Genomic DNA, 22,663 nt, shown 5'->3' with positions numbered 1-22,663 from the left:
TAATGACTTGGCTTGCATGAAATGGGTATAATACTTCAACTCTTTTGCTTAATAGCGGCCCACAATGAAATATAAAGATCTACGTGATTTTATCGATTTGCTTGAAAAAAAAGGCGAACTTAAACGTATCACCCAAGAAATCGACCCGTATCTTGAAATGACCGAAATATCTGATCGCACATTGCGTGCAAAAGGCCCTGCGTTATTATTCGAAAATCCAAAAGGCTACGATATGCCGGTGCTTACCAACCTATTTGGTACACCAAAACGCGTAGCAATGGGCATGGGCCAAACAGATGTTAGCGAGCTTCGCGAAGTGGGTAAGCTACTCGCTTTTTTAAAAGAACCTGATCCACCAAAGGGTATTAAAGAAGCTCTAGGTGCTATACCTATTTTTAAGCAAGTGCTTAATATGCCTGCAAAAGAAGTTAAAAAAGCGCCTTGCCAACAAGTAGTTTTAGAAGGCGATGATGTAGATTTAACTAAATTACCTATTCAACATTGTTGGCCAGGTGATGCAGCGCCATTAATTACTTGGGGCCTTACAGTTACTAAAGGGCCTTATAAAAAGCGCCAAAATTTAGGTATTTATCGCCAGCAATTATTAGGCAAAAATAAAATAATTATGCGTTGGTTGTCGCATCGTGGTGGCGCGCTTGATTTTCAGGAATGGTGTAAAGAAAACCCAGGGCAACCTTACCCTGTATCGGTAGCACTAGGTGCCGATCCAGCTACTATATTAGGTGCAGTAACGCCTGTACCCGACACATTAAGCGAATATGCATTTGCTGGTTTATTACGTGGTAGCAGAACCGAAGTTGTAAAATCTATTTCCAATGACTTGCAAGTCCCTGCCAGTGCAGAAATAGTACTTGAAGGTTACATTATGCCAGGTGAAATGGCGCCAGAAGGCCCTTATGGTGACCATACCGGTTACTATAATGAAGTAGATGATTTTCCAGTAATGACGGTCACTCACTTAACGCATCGTAAAGATCCTATTTATCACAGCACATTTACTGGCCGCCCGCCTGATGAGCCTGCTATTTTAGGTGTGGCACTTAATGAAGTGTTTGTGCCGATACTACAAAAGCAATTCCCTGAAATTGTCGACTTTTACCTTCCGCCGGAAGGATGCTCATATCGTATGGCGATTGTAACAATGAGAAAACAATATCCTGGCCATGCTAAGCGCGTGATGATGGGAGTTTGGTCGTTCTTACGTCAGTTTATGTATACCAAGTTTGTAATTGTGTGCGATGACGATATTAATGCCCGTGATTGGGAAGATGTTATTTGGGCTATAACAACCCGAATGGATCCTGCTCGCGATACAACATTAATAGAAAACACACCTATTGATTATCTCGATTTTGCATCGCCAGTCTCTGGCCTTGGTTCAAAAATGGGAATGGATGCCACCAATAAATGGCCTGGCGAAACCACCCGCGAATGGGGCGAGCCTATTGTTATGGATAAAGACACCAAAGACCGCGTAGATGATATTTGGGAAAGCCTTAATATTCTTTAAGTGTTTATATGTAAGTACATAACAGGCTATAAAATAACCCTGCAGATATGCTAGAATCGAGTTATTCGATTGCGTATCTGCTGTTTAAAGCGCTGCTAAAAGGTAAAAAATGCAAACATTAAAAGCTGAAGTTGTAGCTATCAGCCCACTTACAGAATTTGTTCACAAAGTAATTTTAAAGCCACAACAACCTGTGACCTTTGAAGCTGGCCAATACATGCAACTCGTATTGGGCGAAAAAGACAAACGTGCTTTTTCTATAGCTAGTCGCCCTTCACAGTGCGATGCAATAGAACTGCATATTGGCGCGTCAGGTGCCGATTCGTATGCAATGCAATCGCTGGAACATTTACGAAACGCCCATACCACTGGGCAGTTAGTAGACATTGAAGCTGGCTTGGGTATTTCACAGTTGCGCCTGCAATGTGAGCGCCCTATTATTTTACTTGCCGGTGGCACTGGTTTTTCATACGCAAAATCAATGGCTGATCACTTAGCTGAAATTAAGTGCGACCGTCCTGTATTATTTTACTGGGGTGTAAAAGAAGAGTCAGCTTTATACGCACATACAGAAATGCAAACATGGGCCGATAGCCACAAAAACTTTGAGTTTATCCCTGTGGTAGAAAATCCATCTGCTAATTGGCAAGGTCACACTGGCTATGTACATAAAGCGGTAATGCAAGATATTGTATCACTTGAACCATACGATATTTATATGGCCGGTCGTTTTGACATGATAGGTATTGTCCGTGATGACTTTATTACTCATGGTGCAATTCGTGAAAACATGTACGCAGATGCATTCGCATTTATCAAATAATTGAAATTAACTTTCAGTTATGAATAAAGGCACCTAATCGGTGCTTTTATTTTATATAACAACAAATACTTAATAGTTAAAACCTATCAATCTCATCAACATAAACAATTTCCTAAATCCCTATCTATAAACCATACTTTGTATAGAACATCAGCGGGAGAGACCCAAATGCTAAATACAAAAGTAAAATATTTTATGCAACGCAAGTTGCCAAATATCACACCAGATACAGAAATGACGACAGCCATAGCAGAACTACAAAAATTTAAACTACTTGGCGCACCAGTATTTGATAAAGATAAATGCCTAGTCGGATTTATATCTGAGCAAGAACTATTAAAACCACTTACGCAAAGCAGTTATTTTTGTGATGGGATGGTTAAAGTATCGCAACTTATGCAAACAAAGGTAGTGACCGTTAGCGGCGATACCAATATTATTGAGCTTGCAGAGCAAATGCAGCCCGGTAAACCAAAAAACTACCCTGTTGTAGAGGGTGTTAAAGTAATCGGCATGATCAGCCGAGCAGATGTACTTAAAGCACTTTACGATAATTACATAAGTTGCCAAACACACTAAATTGCAGATAACAAAATGCCGCTTATATAAAGCGGCTTTTTTAATATTCTTAAATTAACGTGCGCTAACGATTGCTGAAAGCTCTTTTTTATCGCCATCGCTTAAAAATGCTATTTCTAATGCATTTTTTTGGGCTTTTTCCATATCAGCTTGAGATAAGCCCGCTTTAGGTGCTGCAACGGTATATTCGTACTCAATTTCAATGCCTTCAACCGCAGGGTCATCAGTATTAATACACGCTAAAATACCGTGATCTAAAAACTGTTTAAGTGGGTGCTTAGCTAAATCGTTTACTGTACTGGTTTGAATATTACTTGTTAAGCACGACTCAATACCAATACGGTTATCGCGTAAGTAATCCATTAGTTTTGGATCTTCAATAGCTTTAACGCCATGCCCTATTCGGCTTGCACCTAGCTCATTAATTGCTTGCCAAATACTTGGAGCACCGAGTGCCTCTCCAGCATGAATAGTCGAAGCTAAATAAGCATTTCGTACTTGTTTAAAGTGCTCTACAAACAACTCACCAGGAAAGCCAATTTCGTCACCGGCTAAATCAACAGCGACTAAATCATTTTTAAATGCGAGTAAAGCATCAAGCTCTTTTTGACATGTTTTTACGCCATAAGTACGCGATAAAATACCAATCAAGTTAGCTTTTATATTTGCACCCTTTGTTGCTGATTTAATACCATCAACAACCGCCTCTACAACCCCTTCTGGGTGTAAACCTTGGCTTTGTGCCATGTAGTAAGGGCTAAATCGAAGCTCTACATAATCAAGGCCTTGTGCTTGTGCATCTTCAATGTTTTCAATCGCTATGCGTCTACACGCATCGTAGTCGCCAAGTACAGTGACACCCCAATCTAACTTTTGTAAAAAAGCCATAAGGTTTGGCTCAGGGTCAATAACTTGAACATGAGGAATTAATGCCTCAACGTTATCTGCAGGTAACTCTATATTAAACTGACGACCAAGTTCTAATATGGTTTGCGCACGTACATTACCATCTAAATGACGGTGAATATCTAGCAAAGGTAATTTTCTATTGATCATAATAGCAACCCAGTTTAGTTAAATTTGCGCGCATGATACGCAGATATAGTTATTTTTCAAGTCTATATGGTTTGCGTTAAGTTTAAGCGGTCATATGTCTGCTTTTTGTGCAAAAAATAACGTTACTTATTTATTTGATAAATAGTGCCAAAGAGTTTTAAAAAGCGTATTTGCATCAATAGGTTTGGTAATATAACTATTCATTCCAGAGGCTAATGCCTTTTTAACGTCATCGTCATGGGCGTTCGCCGATAGCCCTATTATGGGTAAATCAATTAACCCTAAATCACAACGAATTACTTTTGTTGCTTGGAGTCCATCCATTTTTGGCATCTGAATATCCATAAGAACAATGTCGTAGCTATTTTCGGTTAGCTTTTCTATGGCTTCAAAACCATCATTAGCAATGTCGGCAATACACCCTTTTGTTTTTAAAATGGCACTGGCAACATGCTGGTTAAGTGGGTTATCTTCGACTAAAAGTAACTTATAGTTTGCGAATGATAAGGTACTTACATCTATTTCGTCGTATTGCTGTTGAATTTTCTCTGCCTTTGGTAAAGGCGATATAAGCGGCAAACTAAATGTAAATGTAGAACCTTTGCCTTCATAACTAACTAAATCAATTGCACCACCCATTAACTCAACCAGCTTTCTGCAAATACTTAACCCTAAGCCTGTACCACCATATTGACGTGAGGTTGAGCTATCGGCTTGCGCAAACGGTTTAAACAATTGTTTTTGTGCTTCGCTACTAATACCAATACCCGTATCGTTAATACTAAAGTAAGTCATTTTTTTCGACTGCCAAATTTTCAGAGTGATCTCACCTTCCCCTGTAAATTTAACCGCATTATTGAGCAGATTCAGCAGCACTTGTTTTAAGCGGATTGGATCGGTATTAATGACCAAATTTGATGTTTTATCAAAATCGAGACTTAACTTTATTGATTTAATGTCAGCTTCAAACTGAAGTAAATTAAGCATTTCATCCGCTAAACTCGCTACATTAATAGGCTCTTGCATTAAGTCTAGCTTGCCTGCTTCCATTTTTGAAAAGTCGAGCACATCGTTCAATACCCGTAGTAAAACACCAAGTGCCCCATCTGCTTGTTCAATGTAACTTCTTGCTTGTTGCCAATCATTCTGTTGCAGCGCTAAATAATGCAGCCCTTTTATACCGTTAATAGGGGTGCGGACTTCGTGACTCATGTTTGCTAAAAACTGTCCTTTAATATGACTCGCTTCATCTGCTTTTTGTTTTTCTTTGCGTAATGTATGCGTTTGCTTAGCCACTTGTTCGCGAATTTGTATGTTTGTACCTGTAACTGAAATCAAAAATGTAATCAGTAACCACACAAACAACATACCTACTATTTGTGCAAGCCAATACATTAACCAAGACGTTCTAACTATTGGTTCATATAACTCGACCTGCCACATGCGTTTGCCAATCAACAATTGATATTCTTTAAACAGCGTTTGCGAGTTATCGGTATCGGCAATATAAATTGCCTGCTTTTTCCCTGGTATCGTTGTATCAAAAAAACTGACTGAAATTGAGTTGTTGTGATCAAATAATAGTGTTTGCGATAAGCGTTTCAGACTGACAATCGCTGCCACAAAACCTTGAAAATCATCTTCGGTAGACGACTCTCCAAAAACAGGATATAAAAAAAGCACACCGTCTTCAGCTGTATTTTGGACTAAATTAATTGGCTCACTTAGTGCAAGTTCATTAAGCTCTTTCGCTTTGCTAAGCGCTGCACCTCTTACTTTACTAGAAGCTAAATCAAACCCTAAAACACCTTCATTATCTTTTAAGGGATATACATATTTTACAGGAAAGTAATTACTACGAGTACCTGCAGGTTGCCAACCTCCATCAAGTGACTTTTCTTTTATGTATAAAGTTTTGCCTGTGGCTGTATTTTCATGTGTTTCAAAATCTGCGAGTTTATTTGCTGGTACATAAGGTATCCATTCAAATGCTAAAATTTCTTGGCTATAGTCCAACTGCTTTGAAGTAAATTGTTTAAACTCTTTAAAGTTCACGTCATTACTACTAGCAAAAAATGTAGCTAACAATCCTAAGTGAGCAGTAATACCATCGAGCTTCTGGCTTATAGCATTTTGCACAGTAAGTATTTTGGCTTCTTGCTTTTGAATGTCTTTTTCTTTTTTAACACTGGCAGCGCCATAAAAACTAACGCTGATCAGTATATAAATTAATAGTGAAGGTAAAATTACCAACATACGGTGGCGTACTTGCGTGTAATTAAAGGCTGCGAGCATGAGTGGAGTAAATATAAGTACACCGATACTGTCACCAATCCACCATGCTATAAAGCTATCAAAAATAGCATGCGTAGGGATCACATTATTCAATGCTAATAAGCTAGTTCCCACACCTGCAGCAATAACACAGCATATTGGCCCTGCTACTATTAGGCTCTGCACACTGTGTTTTAAAGAAGATAAATCTAGTGGAGCCTTTATAACATTTACTATGATTTGACGACCAATCCAAGCCTGTAAAACAGAGGCTAAAGTGACGCAAATAGCTTGTAAAAGCACATTAAAATGAAGAATATCTACGGTGTTATCAAGATGAATTAAGTTAGTACAGAAAGCACCAAGAATAAGGCCAATAAATGACTTACGTCCCCAAATTAAAAAGCTCGCTAAAGCAATTCCTGAGGGCGGCCAAGAGGCGACCGCATAGCCATCAACAGAAAGAAGTGAGTTGCTAAAATACCCAGTAAAGAAGTAAGCACAAGCCAAGCTAAGGGTTAATATTAAAAACTTTCTCAATGCTTGTGCTCCTGAACTACAAAAAATGCTAAGTAGTTATAGTGTAGTCATTTATTGATATAAAACGAGCGCCTTTTCTGCTTGTGCACTATTTTTATAACTTAAAACAGCTTGTTCAGAGAACTGTTTTTTATTGTCACTATTCAGTGCTTTATCAAAAATTCTAGCTGCTAAGTCATAATCACCTTTAGCATTAGCAAGGCAAGCCAGCGCAAGTAATAGTGAATTATTTGAATCATCCTTTTTAAGGCGTTCTTGTATGTTTATTTGCAACTTAGGCGCGTCGGCTGCTGTTGCTTTACTTAATATATTGGCAAGCTCTAAGTGTTGCTCATTATGCTTAACCATTTTAATTAAGTCACTTTCGATAACAGCCAATTGACCTGCTTGCGCCATTTGCATTAAATATGCGGTGTGGGCATGAGCTTGCAGCTTTTTCGGTAGCTGTTTATATTTTTCACTCAGTTTGTCTGCATCTAACGCATTAAAGTAGGCACTAAATAACTGCGTCCACTGTGCATCAGTAAGTGCTTTTTTGCGTAATAAACGCGGCAAAAAATCTTCCAGCGCACTAAAGTGTTGTTGCTGTACTAATACTTCTGCATAAAGTTTTAACTCAAGTGCGGTGGCTTTTTTAGCTTCTGCGCTAATACGCATTTGTGATTCAATCGCGCTACTGTCGCCACTTGCCAACCATAGCTTTGCTACTTTTAATTGATGCTCTGGGCTTATTTCAAATAAACGCTCAAGTGCTTTATCTGTTTGATTATTAGCAAGCGCTGCTTTTGCAAGTAATGCTAAGCGAATATCTTCAAACTTATCTGGTACGCTATTACCCGATAGAGCCTGCTCTACATGCTCATAATCATCATTAATAGCACTCCACAGAGCCTGCTCAATAGCTACTTGTTTGCGCTCTTGGCTACGTGCAAAAAAGCCATGCTTAGTATTATGATAAATCGATAATAAGTAGCGGATTAGCTTATATGTTAAATATAAAACAACAGCGGTAATGACTGCCATTATACAAAACGATACTATCGTGCCTTCTATCGTCGTATTGTTAAATGAAATAAGTACATAACCTTTTTCATCTAGCACAAATGGAGTAACCGCCAGTACAATAACAATAGCTACAATTAAAATAATTAGCCCTATCATTGCGCCCACTCCTTAACCTTTTGTGTACTATTTAAGGTTATTTTTGGATTAAAATTAAGCTGCTCTTTTTCGAGTTTAGACAACGCTTTAAGTACCGTTTTGGTTGCATCATCGTCTTGCTTAAAGTACTCACCAACTAAACGTTTTGCTTCACTTAAGGCGCTAAAGAAAATACTCGCCTGCTTACTCATAAGTGCATCTTGTGCCTGTGTTATATTAAGCTTGATACGTTGATTAATTAAATGGCGCTCTTGATCTGTAAGTAATGGCTCAATGGAAACACCTTCGTGCTGGCGAATAGTAATAAAGCTATCCACAATTTTATTCCAGCTATTACTCAGGTTTTGCTGCCAATCACTCACGTCATCACTTAAAGCATTTTCATCTATTGCAGCCGCTTCTTCTGGCAAGTTAACCGCATTAAAAACTAAATTATCAACGCTATTAAGTGCACTGTTTAGCTGTAAATAAATAGCCTCTGTTGCTATAGGTTTAAGGCTATCAAGTGTTTGTATGTCTTGCATAATAGCTTGGCGAACTTCAACTGTTCCTGGGTGTTCGCTAAGTAATGCATCTAAGCGCTTTAAAACAGCAATAGTGCCTTGGTAATCTTTTTCAGCCCATAGTTTAAATTCAGCCATACGCTGTAAGCTGGTTACCTCATATGGGTTTAAAGACGAGCCTTGTTGCTGCGCTTTTTGCAGGGCTGCTTTTAGCTCTTGCTGATTTTGAGCTGCACTTTCACTTAGGGTTGCGGCTACTTTTTTCTCACTATTAAACAGCGCTTGCTGCAAATTAGATTGCGCCGATTTAAGTGCTTGCAGCTCTTGAACGAGTAACTTATTTTGCTCGCTTAACTCATTAACGGCTAGGTTTTGCACCTTACCAGCATTTAATTTTTGATAAAACTCGTATCCAACACCAGAGGCCACAATTAACGAAATAAGAAGCGCAAGTGCTGCAACCTTACTTACCTTTTGTTTGTTTTTTTCTGTCGTATTTTTTGTAGCTGCTGGCTCTTGCTTAGCTGATTTAGCTGAGGCCGGGTTAGCTATTGTTGATGTGGCTTTTTCTGCCGTAACTGGCTTTGACTGTTCGCTCATGTTGCTACCTTGCTGATTTATGCAGGTAAACATAGCATTATCGCTAGCCCCTGCTGCAATGTGTATATTAGCCGAACTTACCTGTTGCAACTTTAAATAAGCGGCTATCCGCTCGCTTGCAACATAAAATCGGCACTGTTGTAACCATTGTAGTTGGTGTGCAGTAAGGCTTTTAAATATAGCATCAACTGCTGCATTACTTGTTATGACTATACCGTGTACATTCTGGCTTTTCCAGTGGTCTGTCCAGTTAGGGATGATACTCTCTGTGGGTTCACGTTTGTACACAACACAATTATTTAAAAAAGCACCACGCTCTTTTAGCGTTTTAGCTAACTCAGGGCGGCCACCTTGCCCCTTAACTAACACTATATTACTGCCATCAACCTCGGCGAGTGATTTGAGCGCAAGTAACCCTTCTGAATCATACTGCTTTGGTACTGCTGCGCGCACACCAAATTGCTCATATATAATGTCGGCTGTTTGTTGTCCAACCGCATAAAACTGCGCTTTGGTATTTATATCGGGTTTTAATTGCGAAAGTGCACTGACTGCATCTTGCGATATAAATATTATTTTATCTGCATTTAACAGCGGACTAAGTCCAGTGCTGGAGGGTGTTAAATGCGTTATTTTTAATACCGGAAATAAAGACGCCTGATAACCCGCTTGCTCAAGTTGCTGTGCAAGGGCTGCGCCTTTTCCTTCGGGCCGAGTTATCAGAATATGTGTCATTTATGCGTCTCTATAAACTTCAGCTAATATTTTGTCTGCGCCTTGAGCTAGTAATTTTTTAGCAAGCTCAATACCTAGTTCTTCTGCGTCATTTACATGACCTGTTACTTCGTCACGTAAAATTTCGCTGCCATCAACAGCCCCCACTAAACCACGCAAATGTACCTGCTCGCCATCAACTAATGCATAAGCACCAATAGGAACTTGGCAACCACCTTCTAAATAGCGGTTCATCGAACGCTCTGCATTTACGCGAATACGTGTTTGGGTATGCTCAAGTGGTGCAAGTAATGCTTTTGTTACTTCATCATCAATACGACATTCAATACCTACAGCGCCTTGACCATTTGCCGGTAATGACACTTCTGGCTCAATGTAGTCAGCAATACGCTTACTCATTTTTAAACGAATAAGCCCCGCTGCCGCTAAAATAATAGCATCGTATTGGCCATCATCTAATTTACCTAAACGCGTATTTACATTACCGCGCAAATCACGAATATCTAAATCAGGGCGAAGTGCTTTAATTTGGCACTGGCGGCGTAAGCTCGAAGTACCCACAATGGCGCCCTGTGGTAGCTCGTTTAAATTTGCAAAATTGTTTGATACAAACGCATCACGCGGATCTTCACGCTCACAAATAGTATACAGCTCTAATCCTTCTGGGAACTCTACTGGCACGTCCTTCATAGAATGCACGGCAATATCAGCTCGGCCATCTAACATAGCTTGCTCTAGCTCTTTAACAAATAAGCCTTTACCGCCAATTTTAGCCAATGGCGTATCTAAAATTATATCCCCTTGCGTCGACATTGGGACTAATTCTACGCGCACATCTGCATGAAAACGCTCAAGCTCTGCTTTTACAAATTCGGCCTGCCAAAGTGCTAAGGCGCTTTTGCGCGTTGCGATGCGTACTAATTTTGTTTTTTCTGTCATAGGGGTATCCAATTAATTACTGCGTTTAGCTAGTTTTAGTCAGCTAAAATTCTAAATTCTTTTTGGGCAATTAAATTGCCTTGCTCATCAACTACATCAACACGCCAATGGCCTGTTTGTGTGTCCATGATATTTTTTGTTGAGTACGTTCTGTAGCGAGGCGAAGTAACATTAAGTGTAATTTCAGCCATAGTTTCACCTTCAAACGACCAAACATGCTTAACTTGCTGCCCTTGAAGGTTTTTAATCTCACTAAAAAACGATACGCCTTCATCAAACTGACTTAATCTAATATCAGCAGCAAACACATTAGTGGGCTCACGCTTACTTACTTTACGAGTAAGTACTGCACGGCTAATTTTACCTGTATCTATTTGCGCCCCCAATGCCACACTTGCCACTTGTGCTGTAGGTGAAAAACCTTCAGTGCCACTCAATGCACCATCATCACTTTCTAAATCTAAAAGTAAGTCGCTTTGACTGGCTGGCTCAGCTACGTTTTGAGCTTCTGCGGTTTCTTCTTGCACATCATTATCAAGGTTTGAGTTTAACTCTGTATTAATACTCTCACTTTGATCAATCACAATATCGTTGTTAGCTAATAAAACTGTATCAGTATTTACAAGCTCAGCGTCATCAGATGTATTACTTGAAATGCTTAGTTGAGCCTCATTTTGCTCAGCTGACAACGGTTCAATCCGAGCTTGCATTACCTCTGCAGGCTCATTAGGGGTATTGTTTACTGATGATTCAAGCTCAACATCCGTTACTTCAACGCTTGTCTGGTTTTGAGCGTTACTACTAAAGCTTAAAAATTGCTCCTGCTCATTTGGATGCTCACCTTGCTCTGCACTGGCTGACGTTGTTAAGCCATACACAACTGCTGCAGAGGTCATTAATACCAACATAGCAATACTCACAATACGACGCCAATTCCACTCGTAGCTTACCGTTGGTACACTCTCTTGTGGTTCGCGTTTAACATTTGCTTTAATAACTATTTTTTGACTCATATTGACCTCAGCGGTTCCAAAATTAGCTTAAACGAGCAATTAACCATTGGCGAATAGCTTGCAATTCTTCTGCGCAAACTTGGTGGGCCATCGGATATTCTTGCCAGCTTACATCCATGTTATGTGCTGTTAATACTTCAAACGCACTTCTTCCCGCACTATGCGGTACAACATTATCTTGGCTACCATGAGCCATAAATACGTTTAAATCAGTATGCTTTGCTTCATCAGCAAATTTTTGCGGCACACACATATAAGTAGAAAGCGCCATAACACCCCCAAGCTTTTGCTCAAAGCGCGGTGCTAAATGCAGAGACACAACACCACCTTGAGAAAAACCAGCTAAAATAATTTTATTAGCAGGTATGCCATTAGCAATTTCTTTATTAATTAACTCTTCTACCTTTGCAGCCGAATCCCTTACGCCTTGTTCATCGGCACGCTTATCTAATTCTATAGATTTAATATCGTACCAAGAGCGCATTTCCATACCACCATTTATGGTGACCGGTTGTACTGGCGCATGCGGAAAAACAAACCGTATACCAAGCTCACTTGGTAAATTAAGCTGCGGAGCTACTGGCGCAAAACCATCCCCAGAGTCACCTAAACCATGTAACCAAATAACCGTTGCTTTGTGCTCACTTTGGGCTGCATATTCTACAAATTCTAAACTCATAGTGATGATTGCCACTTAACTTCTTGGCCTGCTTGGCGAGTTGAGGCTTCATTTATAAACGCCCAAAATTCAGCGCCAGAGCGGTTATCAATCCATAACCCATCACGCATTTCAAAATGATGTCCATTAAACTTAGTCGCAACCCATACTTGATGAAGAGGTGCTTGCTTGTTAATCACTATTTTACTTTTATCAGGAAAAATAATTTCTAAAATACCTTGTGCCGATTCGTAATCTAAATCAGCTTCGCAATCATCAACCTGCTCTTCAATAGTGAACATAAGAGCTTCGGCTAATTGGTGATATTCGTGTTCAGTCATTGTTATTTCCTTTGCAGGCGAGCCGCCTAATATTGGGTACGTTTTAGCTTTGAATTAGCTTTAAAAATGTGCAGCTAGTGCCTGTTAACCTTTCAGAATTGAAATTTGTTCTATCTAGGGGCGATTTAATCGCGGCGCGAGATTTGTAACCTAGTGGACTAAGTTAAAACCGAGCAACAAAGAGTAAATCGTTCCTAGGACGAACCCAACGGGCAGCGCAAATTCAACCTCGAGAGATAAACAAGTCCTAGTGTAACAGGAATAAAATCATCCGCGAATAGCTGCATTTTTTAGATATTCTGTTACTCTGCGATTATAAAGCCAGCAACCGTATTAATCTAATGAAAGCGACACATACCTTACAATTAAAAAAACTATTAATAAGCACTGTACTGTTAAGCGCCTTAGCTGGCTGCGGACAAAGCGGTCCGTTATATTTACCAGAGCAACAAACAGAGCAAAACCAACCTCAAAATACAGCTAAACCAGCCACTACCGCTGAGCAAGTCAATACATCGCAAAGTCAGGAGCAATAAATGGATTATTTTAACTACAAAAACAACCAATTATTTGCCGAAGATGTAAGTGTGGCAAGCATCGCGCAGCAATACGGTACGCCGTGTTATGTGTACTCGCGTGCTACATTTGAGCGCCATTACTTAGCGTTTGCTAACGCCACTAAGAATCATAAAAGCTTGGTATGTTACGCCGTAAAAGCAAACTCAAATATAGCCGTGCTTAATATATTAGCGCGCCTAGGATCGGGTTTCGATATTGTATCCAAAGGCGAACTTGCGCGTGTAATTAAAGCGGGAGGCGATGCTTCTAAAGTGGTTTTTTCGGGCGTGGCGAAAACAGCAGACGAAATAGCGTACGCATTAAAATTGGGGATTAAATGCTTTAACGTTGAATCAGCCTCTGAGCTTGAGCGTATTTCTGAAGTGGCTTGCGAGCTTAACTTAGAAGCGCCTATTTCTATTCGCGTAAACCCCGACATAGATGCAAAAACACATCCGTATATTTCTACTGGTTTAAAAGAAAATAAATTTGGTATTGATATACAAACTGCTGTAAGTGTTTATCAACAAGCAGCGGCTTTACCTGGTTTAAAAATTATTGGTGTTGATTGCCATATTGGCTCTCAATTAACTGAAGTTAGACCATTTTTAGAAGCCCTTGATAAACTCATGGCGCTTATTGATGAGCTAAAAACCAACGGTATTGAGCTAACTCACTTAGATATTGGTGGCGGTTTAGGCGTGCCATATAACAATGAGCAACCACCGCACCCAAGTGAATATGCAGCGCAAGTAACCGAACGCTTAGCTAACTACAAACACCTTGAACTTATTTTTGAACCAGGGCGCGCTATTGCAGCTAATGCAGGTATTTTAGTTACTCAAGTTGAATTTATTAAACAAAACCAAGACAAATTTTTTGCCATTGTAGATGCAGGTATGAACGACATGCTTCGCCCTGCGCTTTATCAAGCGTGGCAAAAAATCATTCCGGTATCCGTTCGCGACGACGAAACACCGACTCACAACTTTGATATTGTGGGTCCGGTGTGCGAAACCGGCGACTTTTTAGGAAAAGATCGTGAACTAGCGCTTAAACAAGGCGACTTACTCGCACAACGAAGTGCTGGTGCATATGGCTTTACCATGAGTTCAAACTACAACTCGCGCCCGCGTGTTGCAGAAATAATGGTAGATGGTCAGCAGCACCATCTTATTCGTGAACGCGAAACTATTGAAAGCCTTTATCAAGGTGAGAAAGTTTTACCATAAACGTTTTTGTCTACTAGCTGCTCTGTGGCATGATTAGCACAGAGCAAAACCGAATTAGAGCGCTATGTTAGTTAATTTTTCCAAAATGCACGGCTTAGGCAACGACTTTGTTGTGATTGATAACATTACACAAAATGTTTTTTTGTCGCGAGATCAAATCAAAAAACTGGCAGATCGCCATTTTGGCATTGGCTTTGACCAATTGCTGATGGTTGAAGCGCCGTACTCTCCTGATCTCGACTTTCATTATCGAATATTTAATGCCGATGGTACCGAAGTAGAACAATGCGGTAACGGCGCACGCTGTTTTGCCCGCTTTGTACGTATGAAGGGCCTTACTAACAAGCATAAAATTACTGTGTCGACCAAGTCGGGCAACTTAACGCTCTACATAGAAAAAGACGGTCAAGTAACGGTTAACATGGGTCATCCAAATTTTGAGCCAAGTAAAATCCCTTTAAAAGCGAGCAAGCGTGAGCTTACTTATATTATTAGAACCGAAGAACACACTGTATTTAGTGGCGCGGTATCTATGGGTAACCCGCATTGCGTGCTAGAAGTTGACGACGTAACCACCGCGCAAGTTGATATATTGGGTCCATTACTTGAAAACCACGAACGTTTTCCGCAAAAAGCGAACATTGGCTTTATGCAAGTTGTATCGCATGAACACATTAAATTAAGAGTGTGGGAGCGCGGCGTTAACGAAACCCTAGCCTGTGGCACAGGTGCGTGTGCAGCAATGGTGATTGGTCATATGCAAAATAAGTTATCAACAACTGTTCAAGTAGATTTACCAGGCGGTAGCTTACAAGTACGTTGGAGTGGCGAAGGTCACCCAGTACGCATGACTGGCCCCGCAGAGCATGTGTTCGACGGGCAAGTAGCGCTATGAGCGAGCTAAGTAAAGAACAGGTTATTGATTACTTACATCAACATCCTGATTTTTTAATTCAGCACCCTGAGCTACTCGCACAACTTGAGCTGCAACAGCAAGCTCAAGGTGCAACGTCGTTGGTACATATTCAGCAACGCCAATTACGCGAGCACAACACGCTTTTAAAAAGCCAAATAGACACTATGAGCAAGCATGCAACGCAAAACGAGCTTGTATATCGTTTGTTTAGCCAGTGCCATCGCCAGCTTTGGAATCATAACGATTTTGACACCCTTGCAAATAATCTACGCAATATAATTTGCTCAAGTGAAGATGTTAACGACTGCAAATTAGTGAAATATAATCTCGAATACGACGAACTTATTGCCCATCGCCTTACCCATTCAGGGCATTATTTAGGGCGTATTAATCAGCAAGAGCGCGAATTATTATTTAGTGAAGATACACAATCTGTCGCGATTTATTTAATTGGCGACACTAAACACCCTATCGCTATTTTGGCGTTTGGTAGCAGTAACGTAAACCATTTTGAGCCCGCTCAAGATAACCTCTTTGTACTCGACTTTATAAACGCATTACACCTGCGGTTGCAAAAACTAGCATGAGTGACGATGCGCCTAATATTACCCAGTTAAGCGACAATTGGCGTACACCCATAACGCTATTTAGCGATTATTTAAAGTTTGAAAAACAGTATTCAGCGCACACAGTTAATCAATATGTAAGTCAGCTTGGCTTTGCAGCCCTTTATTTTAGCAAATTATGTGATGACTGGTTTGGCGTGCAAGGCGAGCATATTCGCCGCTACAGCATGGCACTACGCTCAAAACAATTAAGTGGGCGTACTATTAGTTTAAAGCTCAGCTGCATTCGTAGTTTGTATAAGTTTTTAAAAGCAAAAAACATTGCCGAGCAATCGCATTACCATAATCCGGCAATAGGTATAAAAGGCCCTAAATTTGCAAAGCCCCTGCCTAAAAATCTCGATGTAGATCAAATGGCACGCTTGCTCGAAATACCCGACGACGAACCTCTCGCTATTAGAGATAAAGCAATGATGGAGCTTATGTATTCATCAGGGCTGCGTATAAGCGAGTTAGTTGGCGCTAACATGCAAGATATTAGCGCTGCCAATGGTGAAATTTTAGTGCGTGGTAAAGGCAATAAAGAGCGATTAATTCCGGTGGGCAAAAAAGCGTTAGACGCATTAAAAAAATGGCTCACAATACGCCCTCAATTTACAAAGCCCGATGAAATAGCAGTATTTTTAAGTAGCCAAAAAAATCGTATTTCGATTCGCCAAGTGCGCCTACGCATGCAAGAGTGGGGAATAAAACAAGGCATTAGCTCGCAGGTTCACCCGCATAAGCTGCGCCACTCGTTTGCGTCACATATTTTAGAATCATCTGGTGATTTACGCGCCGTGCAAGAATTACTAGGGCACAGCAGTTTGTCGGCTACACAAGTGTATACGCATTTAGATTTTCAACATTTAGCCAAGGTGTACGACAACACTCACCCTCGCGCAAAAAAACGAACTGATTAGGAAAATAAATATGATCCGATTTAATCGTGCTATTAAGCCATTTTCTGTCATGAGCTTTGATTTAGACGACACGCTATACAGCAATCACCCTATTATAAAAGCAGCCGTTAAAGCCCAACAAAATTATTTAAACGCGCTACTGGGCTATCAAGAGCAAGGTCCAAAGTACTGGCAACTATGTCGCGAACTTGCCGTAATACAAAACCCAGATCTCGCAGATGATGTAACTAAATGGCGCAAACACACCCTACGTTTAGCGCTTTCTAAACTTGGGTTTACCGCAGATGATGTAGAGCGCCATGCAAATGCCGCCTATAACGCCTTTGCCGATGCGCGCAGCAACATAGTCGTAAGCGATGACGTACTTAACTTACTAGATAACCTAGCCAAACACTTTACGCTTGTTGCGATTACTAACGGTAACGTTGAAATTGAACGCTTTAACTTACACGATAAATTTGAACTCGTACTGCAAGCAGGTATGCACGGTAAAGCAAAACCTCACAGCACCTTATTTGATAAAGCAGCCACACATTTAAACGTTGCTAAAAGTGAAATTTTACACATTGGCGATAGCCTAGATACCGACGTACAAGGCGCAAATAATGCCGGTTGCCAATCAGTATGGTTAAACGATCAAGGCGCCAATTATGCTTATAAAGGGCTGGCTGATATTGAAATAGTCAACATCCATGCTTTAACGCACTTTATTAAATAATACCAATTGCATTAAATAAGTGTTCTATTATAGCGCTAAGAAAATAGCACAATAACAAGGCGAAAATTGTGACATATAGTTGTTCTATATAAATAATTTTTAACGCAGTTAGTGAGTTATTTAATGCGATAAAATGATCATGTTTTAATAAAATTGGTATAAACTCGTTTAAAAATAAGAGGTCACAATGAGCCACTATACCAAGCTAATCACCTTGCTATTAATTGGCTCGCTTAGCCTTAACGCTTATTTATTATGGCCGCAGCCTGCGTTAACTACACCACAAAAAACGCAAAGTGCCCAGCAAAGCATATCGCCTAAACAACAAGATACGTTACTAAATACGGCAAAGCAGCAATTTAAACAACACCAATTTGAAGCCGCACTTAGTAGCTATCAACAACTCAAAAACAACAATCCAGAAAGTGCAAAAAACCTTTATTCATCGTGGCTGATACAGCTTAAAACATGGCTAAATAGCAATTTATTACTTAGCGAATCATTTCTCAATGCGCTATTAAATAACAGCCCTTATAACGTAGAATTACTTAATTTACAGGTTGAGTATTTAATAAATAGTGAGCAAACACAAAACGCCATTATTGCTTTATTTGAGCTGAATTCATTACTACCTGCTGATCAGCAAAACAACGTAAATACACGCTTAAATACGCTCACTCAAAACGAATTACACACATTAACTGAGCAACAAAATTGGCAAGCTATTATTGAGCAAACACAAATTTGGCTTGATTATAAAAGCGATAACGCGCAGTTTTTATATCCGCTTGCGTACGCCTACTTTCAGCAAGGCGATTTAATTAGCGCACAAGCAACCCTTGATAGAATGCCACACCAGCACAATCTAAAAAGCCAAGTGCAAACACTGCAAGCTATGATCAATAAAGCGCAATCGCAAGACGACTTCGTTGCTTTAACGCCTTACGGCGCGCATTACTTAATAAACACCGAAATAAATAATAATCTATCAACCGAACTAATGATTGATACAGGCGCAAGCGTAACCTCACTACCTACAAATATTATTGAGAAAATTTCGCCACAGCCTTTATATTTAGGCGATGTAACGGTAAATACAGCGAATGGTCAAATTGTTGTAAAGCGTTATCAAATTGAATCGTTTAAAGTGGGCTCGCAAATTATTTATGGTTTTGAAGTGCTAAGCATTGAAAACACCCGTGGACAAGGTTTACTAGGAATGAACTTTTTATCGCGATTTAAATTCAATATAAATCAGCAAACAGATGAGCTAGAGTTAAGCGCTAAATAATTAAAAACCCAAAGGTAACACATGACACTAAATGACTATTTAAAAACCCTTGCAGAAAACCCAAAAAGCATTCAATTTACCGATACAATGGCGGTGATAGAAGCAAATTACACATTTACTGCATGTGGCTTTAATAACCATGGATTACTTAGCGCTGCGAGTGAGAACAACGGCTCATGTAAAATTTTTGCGTTTGCTAAATTAAACGATTTAAGTAAACAAAATACGTTGGATTGTTTTGGTAAGTTTTACCGAGACGACGTGCTGCAAAACCCAAAAGGCGATGATCACCTAAATATTCGCACTTTTATGTTAGCACCAGAGGCAACACCTTTTTTAGGTATTACCTTTGAAGGCGAGCCACTAAAAGAAAAATAGCCAGCAAAAATTAAAGTGGCTTTTCCATAAAGTAACGCGTACCTGAGCGTGGGTAATTATTAAGTTGATACTTAACACTATAACCGCGCTTTTCGTAAAAAGGTTTTGCTTGAAAATCAAGTGTATCAAGCTGAGCAGTTGTTGCTCCTAGCTCAACAGCAGCTTGTTCAAGTTCCGTTAGCAGTTTATCTGCAAGCCCTTTACCTCGTGCACTATCGCTACACCAAAGCCAACTAATCATCAGCCAATTTCCAAACACACACCCACTAATACCGGCAACAAGCTCGCCTTGCTCATCAGTAAATTTATAGCCTAATGGCACTCTTTGCGCATCAAAATGCTGGGCGTTAAATTCAACCATTTGTGCGCGAAGCGCTGAGTTTAACGCATCGGTATTATCTACTTTTAATTGATACATTTATCGCCCTTAAAAAGCAGATACTAGCAAATTAGCTCAATCAATAAAGATTATTTTTACCGTAAGGTACTTCAAGCATATTGCTACCGGTTTTTTCTGGCTGACCGCACATTTCGTCGTAAGCGCTTGTTTGGCGCAGTACCATTTCGGCATACGCTATTTTGTCAAAACGCTTTTGAACATGCAGTGGGCTTAGCGCTCTTAAAAACTCACCGCTGTCTTCTGTTACATAGTATTCAACGTTATTAATCATTACTGATACTTGATAAAGCGCCATATCTAACGAGTGAACAATGACTTTTTGTAGCGGCTCGTGCTTTTTTAACTGTGAAAATTTAATACCCATCCTGGCTACCTTTTTATATTTAACCTGAGTTCTGGTTATTTAACATTATCGATACGCAGCTTTGCTATAATCACGATCAAATTTTTATTAGCCGCTGGCGTCACACGTTATGAGCACAAAAGTCCGACTCGCTAAATATATTGCCCATGCAGGTATTTGTTCTCGTAAACAGGCATCGCGTTTAATTGATGAAGGTGTTGTGACTGTAAATAATCGCCCAGCGAATCATATAGATCACGTTGATGAGCAAGACATTGTAATAGTGAATGAAAAAGAAATTAAAGGTGCTGCCGATTTAGTTTATTTTGCGTACCACAAACCAGTAGGTATTGACTGCAAATTAAATATTGATGACCCAGCCAGCCTTATTCACCATTTGCCCACACTCACCCGCGTTTACCCTATTGGTCGATTAGATAAAGACTCTCGCGGTTTGCTTATTTTGACCAACGATGGGGATTTTTGTAATCAACTAATACATCCTGACTTCCACCAGCCTAAACATTATTTAGTCACCGTAAATAAGCCTTTAGACGATGCTTTTTGTAAAAAAATGGCAGCAGGCGTACCCGTTGATAAACACATAACCCTGCCTTGTGAAGTAAATAAAATAGCCAGCAATCAGTTTAGTATTGTTTTAAAACAAGGGCTAAACAGACAAATACGTAAAATGGCGCATTACTGCGGATATAAAGTAATTGATTTATTTAGAGTGCAATTTAGTGACCTCACCCTTTCAAAACTAAACCTACCTGAAAACCAATATATACAAATTAATAAAAACGATATTTCAAAAATCTAATACCAAGTCACTTAATTACATCTCAAAAAGTTAAAAATAAACTTGCAATTAAAGATTACAGGTGTAGTCTTTAATTAAAGATTACATTTGTAGGCAATAGCATGATTGAGTTATCAAAAGCAGAGTTTGACGTGCTCGACGCACTTTGGATTAACTACCCCGCCACCGCAAGCCAAATAATTGAGCGCTTAAGCGACGATAAGCAATGGCACGAAAAAACCATTAAAACCCTACTAGGTCGACTAGTAAAAAAAGGCGCACTTACATTTGAAAAAGAAGGTCGTCAGTATATTTATATGCCGTGTATGGAGCGCGCCGACTACACCTTAAAAGAAAGCCAAAACTTTATTGAGCGCTTTTTTAGTGGACGTATTGCGCCACTTGTAAGCGGCTTTGCTAAATCGGAGCAGCTTTCTCAGCAAGATATAAACGAGCTTAAAAAAGTTATAGATGACTGGGAAAAAAACCAAAAGTAAGGGATTAACATGGTTATTCAAACTGGGTTTAATTGGTTAATTGAGCAACAACTACTATTAAGTATCTTGTTTTGTGGATTTATTTTACTCGAGCGATTTAGTTTAAAAGCCCTTGGCTCGCGGTTTGTATATAAATTAGCATGGCTATTACCTGCAGCATTGGTTATTGCTAATTTACCAAATGCGATTAAACCACTGCAAAATAGCAATATTAGCCATTACTTAATCACCCCTAACCAGCCTTTTACACATGAAATGGGTATTAGCTGGGCGCTCATGTATGTACTTATTACCGCAGGGTTATTAATAGCTAGCTTTATTACGCATACCCGCTTTGTTAAAAGCCTGCAGTTAACTGAGTTAACACAATTTGAAGGCACTCTTACCGCTGATGTTAAAACTTATACCAGCCAACATGTAGCCACGCCAATGGTGGTCGGTATTTTAAACAGCAAGCTGGTGTTACCGAGTAACTATAATACCCAGTTTGATAAAGCCACATTAGCGCTTATTTTAGAGCACGAAAACGTACACATTAAACGCAAAGACAACTTAACAAACGCACTTATATTACTGCCTACTATTTTACTGTGGTTTAACCCACTAGCTTGGTTTTGTTACGCAAGCATGCGCCGACTACAAGAGCTGACTTGTGATGAACGGGTATTAGCCGATAAAACCACTCAACAACATATTTTATATAGCAAAGCCTTAATAAACTGCGCGGCAAATGTGCCCACAGGACTTATGGCTTATTCACACTACGGAGATAAAAAAACCATGTTACAACGACTAATTAATATAAAACACAGCGGGGAGCGTTCAAAGCTTGCTAAAGGTGGCTTATTACTTGTAGCCGCAAGCATGCTAAGCGGCTTAGCAATTGCAAAGCAACCAGAAGTAAATAAAACGCAAGAGGAACATATTTCACCAACAATACGCATTGAACCTGCTTATCCAATACAAGCAGCTCAACAAGGGATCAGCGGCTCTGTTGTATTAAAATACGATATTGCAGCAAACGGTAAAACAAAAAACATTAGTGTTATTCAATCTAAACCTAAAGATGTTTTTGATAAATCAGCGAAAGAGGCGCTAGCAAAATGGAAATATAAAGCATCAGATTCAGGTTTTGAAGATGTACTTGTGCAACTAGATTTTGCGATTAATAGTGAAGTGGCACCTACCGATTTAATTGAGCGAATTAAAGTATCGCATTAACGCCACGAGTTCTTCAAGACTACAAA

General features: G+C 39.7%; 24 protein-coding genes. 14 read left to right on the top strand and 10 right to left on the bottom strand.

Going from position 1 to position 22,663, the window contains the following annotated elements:
* The first annotated feature begins 64 nt into the window (after positions 1–64).
* The 3 genes from ubiD (at position 65) to I6F43_RS16390 (ending at position 2,933) form a co-directional block, all read left to right on the top strand.
* Positions 65–1,531 (top strand): 4-hydroxy-3-polyprenylbenzoate decarboxylase, encoded by a 1,467-nt coding sequence (ubiD, locus tag I6F43_RS16400; protein ID WP_197103217.1) that lies wholly within the window; start codon positions 65–67, stop codon positions 1,529–1,531.
* Between the two features lie 109 nt (positions 1,532–1,640).
* Positions 1,641–2,354 carry an NAD(P)H-flavin reductase gene (gene fre, locus I6F43_RS16395; protein ID WP_024589658.1) on the top strand — a complete coding sequence of 238 codons (714 nt, stop codon included), beginning with the start codon at positions 1,641–1,643 and terminating at the stop codon, positions 2,352–2,354.
* 168 nt (positions 2,355–2,522) lie between these two features.
* On the top strand, positions 2,523–2,933 hold the full coding sequence (locus I6F43_RS16390) for a CBS domain-containing protein (RefSeq protein WP_197103215.1): 411 nt from the start codon (positions 2,523–2,525) through the stop codon (positions 2,931–2,933).
* Positions 2,934–2,987: 54 nt separating this feature from the next.
* Here I6F43_RS16390 and add read toward each other — a convergent pair whose 3' ends face one another.
* The 8 genes from add to cyaY all read right to left on the bottom strand — a co-directional run bounded on the left by add (position 2,988) and on the right by cyaY (position 12,753).
* Positions 2,988–3,989: an adenosine deaminase gene (gene add / locus I6F43_RS16385; protein ID WP_007580566.1), complete on the bottom strand. Its 1,002-nt coding sequence runs from the start codon at positions 3,987–3,989 to the stop codon at positions 2,988–2,990.
* Positions 3,990–4,115: 126 nt separating this feature from the next.
* Entirely contained in the window at positions 4,116–6,803 is a 2,688-nt protein-coding gene (locus I6F43_RS16380) for a CHASE domain-containing protein (protein WP_197103213.1), read from the bottom strand.
* Between the two features lie 51 nt (positions 6,804–6,854).
* Complete coding sequence (locus I6F43_RS16375) at positions 6,855–7,964, bottom strand: heme biosynthesis HemY N-terminal domain-containing protein (RefSeq protein ID WP_197103222.1); 1,110 nt, start codon at positions 7,962–7,964, stop codon at positions 6,855–6,857.
* Positions 7,961–9,802 carry a uroporphyrinogen-III C-methyltransferase gene (locus I6F43_RS16370; protein WP_197103211.1) on the bottom strand — a complete coding sequence of 614 codons (1,842 nt, stop codon included), beginning with the start codon at positions 9,800–9,802 and terminating at the stop codon, positions 7,961–7,963. The genes I6F43_RS16375 and I6F43_RS16370 overlap by 4 nt, the downstream gene beginning before the upstream one ends.
* Positions 9,803–10,741, bottom strand: coding sequence for a hydroxymethylbilane synthase (gene hemC / locus I6F43_RS16365; protein WP_010554568.1), 939 nt, complete (start codon positions 10,739–10,741; stop codon positions 9,803–9,805).
* Between the two features lie 35 nt (positions 10,742–10,776).
* The gene (locus I6F43_RS16360) at positions 10,777–11,754 is read right to left on the bottom strand and encodes a DUF2914 domain-containing protein (RefSeq protein WP_197103209.1); all 978 of its coding nucleotides are present in this window, start codon (positions 11,752–11,754) and stop codon (positions 10,777–10,779) included.
* Between the two features lie 22 nt (positions 11,755–11,776).
* Positions 11,777–12,433 carry an alpha/beta hydrolase gene (locus I6F43_RS16355; protein ID WP_007580555.1) on the bottom strand — a complete coding sequence of 219 codons (657 nt, stop codon included), beginning with the start codon at positions 12,431–12,433 and terminating at the stop codon, positions 11,777–11,779.
* Positions 12,430–12,753 (bottom strand): iron donor protein CyaY, encoded by a 324-nt coding sequence (gene cyaY, locus I6F43_RS16350; RefSeq protein WP_002960979.1) that lies wholly within the window; start codon positions 12,751–12,753, stop codon positions 12,430–12,432. The genes I6F43_RS16355 and cyaY overlap by 4 nt, the downstream gene beginning before the upstream one ends.
* Before the next feature lie 341 nt (positions 12,754–13,094).
* Here cyaY and lptM point away from each other — a divergent pair, with 341 nt between their 5' ends.
* The 8 genes from lptM to I6F43_RS16310 all read left to right on the top strand — a co-directional run bounded on the left by lptM (position 13,095) and on the right by I6F43_RS16310 (position 19,374).
* Positions 13,095–13,289 carry an LPS translocon maturation chaperone LptM gene (lptM, locus tag I6F43_RS16345; protein WP_197103207.1) on the top strand — a complete coding sequence of 65 codons (195 nt, stop codon included), beginning with the start codon at positions 13,095–13,097 and terminating at the stop codon, positions 13,287–13,289.
* Positions 13,290–14,543 carry a diaminopimelate decarboxylase gene (lysA, locus tag I6F43_RS16340; RefSeq protein ID WP_024589650.1) on the top strand — a complete coding sequence of 418 codons (1,254 nt, stop codon included), beginning with the start codon at positions 13,290–13,292 and terminating at the stop codon, positions 14,541–14,543.
* Positions 14,544–14,607: 64 nt separating this feature from the next.
* Entirely contained in the window at positions 14,608–15,438 is an 831-nt protein-coding gene (gene dapF, locus I6F43_RS16335; protein ID WP_007580548.1) for a diaminopimelate epimerase, read from the top strand.
* Positions 15,435–16,046: a DUF484 family protein gene (locus I6F43_RS16330; protein WP_197103205.1), complete on the top strand. Its 612-nt coding sequence runs from the start codon at positions 15,435–15,437 to the stop codon at positions 16,044–16,046. The genes dapF and I6F43_RS16330 overlap by 4 nt, the downstream gene beginning before the upstream one ends.
* Positions 16,043–16,987, top strand: a complete 945-nt coding sequence (locus I6F43_RS16325; RefSeq protein WP_197103203.1) for a tyrosine recombinase XerC — start codon at positions 16,043–16,045, stop codon at positions 16,985–16,987. Before I6F43_RS16330 ends, I6F43_RS16325 begins: the two co-directional genes overlap by 4 nt.
* Before the next feature lie 10 nt (positions 16,988–16,997).
* Positions 16,998–17,705 (top strand): HAD-IA family hydrolase, encoded by a 708-nt coding sequence (locus I6F43_RS16320; RefSeq protein ID WP_197103201.1) that lies wholly within the window; start codon positions 16,998–17,000, stop codon positions 17,703–17,705.
* A gap of 187 nt (positions 17,706–17,892) precedes the next feature.
* Positions 17,893–18,996 carry a retroviral-like aspartic protease family protein gene (locus I6F43_RS16315; protein ID WP_197103199.1) on the top strand — a complete coding sequence of 368 codons (1,104 nt, stop codon included), beginning with the start codon at positions 17,893–17,895 and terminating at the stop codon, positions 18,994–18,996.
* 21 nt (positions 18,997–19,017) lie between these two features.
* Positions 19,018–19,374 carry a HopJ type III effector protein gene (locus I6F43_RS16310; protein ID WP_197103197.1) on the top strand — a complete coding sequence of 119 codons (357 nt, stop codon included), beginning with the start codon at positions 19,018–19,020 and terminating at the stop codon, positions 19,372–19,374.
* 10 nt (positions 19,375–19,384) lie between these two features.
* On the opposite strand, the gene I6F43_RS16305 is transcribed toward I6F43_RS16310, so the two are convergent.
* The gene (locus I6F43_RS16305; protein WP_197103195.1) at positions 19,385–19,792 is read right to left on the bottom strand and encodes a GNAT family N-acetyltransferase; all 408 of its coding nucleotides are present in this window, start codon (positions 19,790–19,792) and stop codon (positions 19,385–19,387) included.
* Between the two features lie 40 nt (positions 19,793–19,832).
* Positions 19,833–20,138 (bottom strand): DUF6482 family protein, encoded by a 306-nt coding sequence (locus I6F43_RS16300; protein ID WP_024589642.1) that lies wholly within the window; start codon positions 20,136–20,138, stop codon positions 19,833–19,835.
* Positions 20,139–20,247: 109 nt separating this feature from the next.
* Between I6F43_RS16300 and I6F43_RS16295 the strand changes: the two genes are divergently transcribed.
* The 3 genes from I6F43_RS16295 (at position 20,248) to I6F43_RS16285 (ending at position 22,637) form a co-directional block, all read left to right on the top strand.
* Positions 20,248–20,940, top strand: a complete 693-nt coding sequence (locus I6F43_RS16295) for a pseudouridine synthase (RefSeq protein WP_197103193.1) — start codon at positions 20,248–20,250, stop codon at positions 20,938–20,940.
* A gap of 101 nt (positions 20,941–21,041) precedes the next feature.
* Positions 21,042–21,416 carry a BlaI/MecI/CopY family transcriptional regulator gene (locus I6F43_RS16290; RefSeq protein ID WP_007580531.1) on the top strand — a complete coding sequence of 125 codons (375 nt, stop codon included), beginning with the start codon at positions 21,042–21,044 and terminating at the stop codon, positions 21,414–21,416.
* A gap of 9 nt (positions 21,417–21,425) precedes the next feature.
* On the top strand, positions 21,426–22,637 hold the full coding sequence (locus I6F43_RS16285) for a M56 family metallopeptidase (protein ID WP_197103191.1): 1,212 nt from the start codon (positions 21,426–21,428) through the stop codon (positions 22,635–22,637).
* Positions 22,638–22,663 lie beyond the last annotated feature (26 nt).

Origin of the sequence: Pseudoalteromonas sp. NZS71_1 (assembly GCF_015864305.1) — a bacterium.
Lineage (GTDB): Bacteria > Pseudomonadota > Gammaproteobacteria > Enterobacterales > Alteromonadaceae > Pseudoalteromonas > Pseudoalteromonas arctica.
This window is presented reverse-complemented; position numbering and strand designations above follow the sequence as displayed.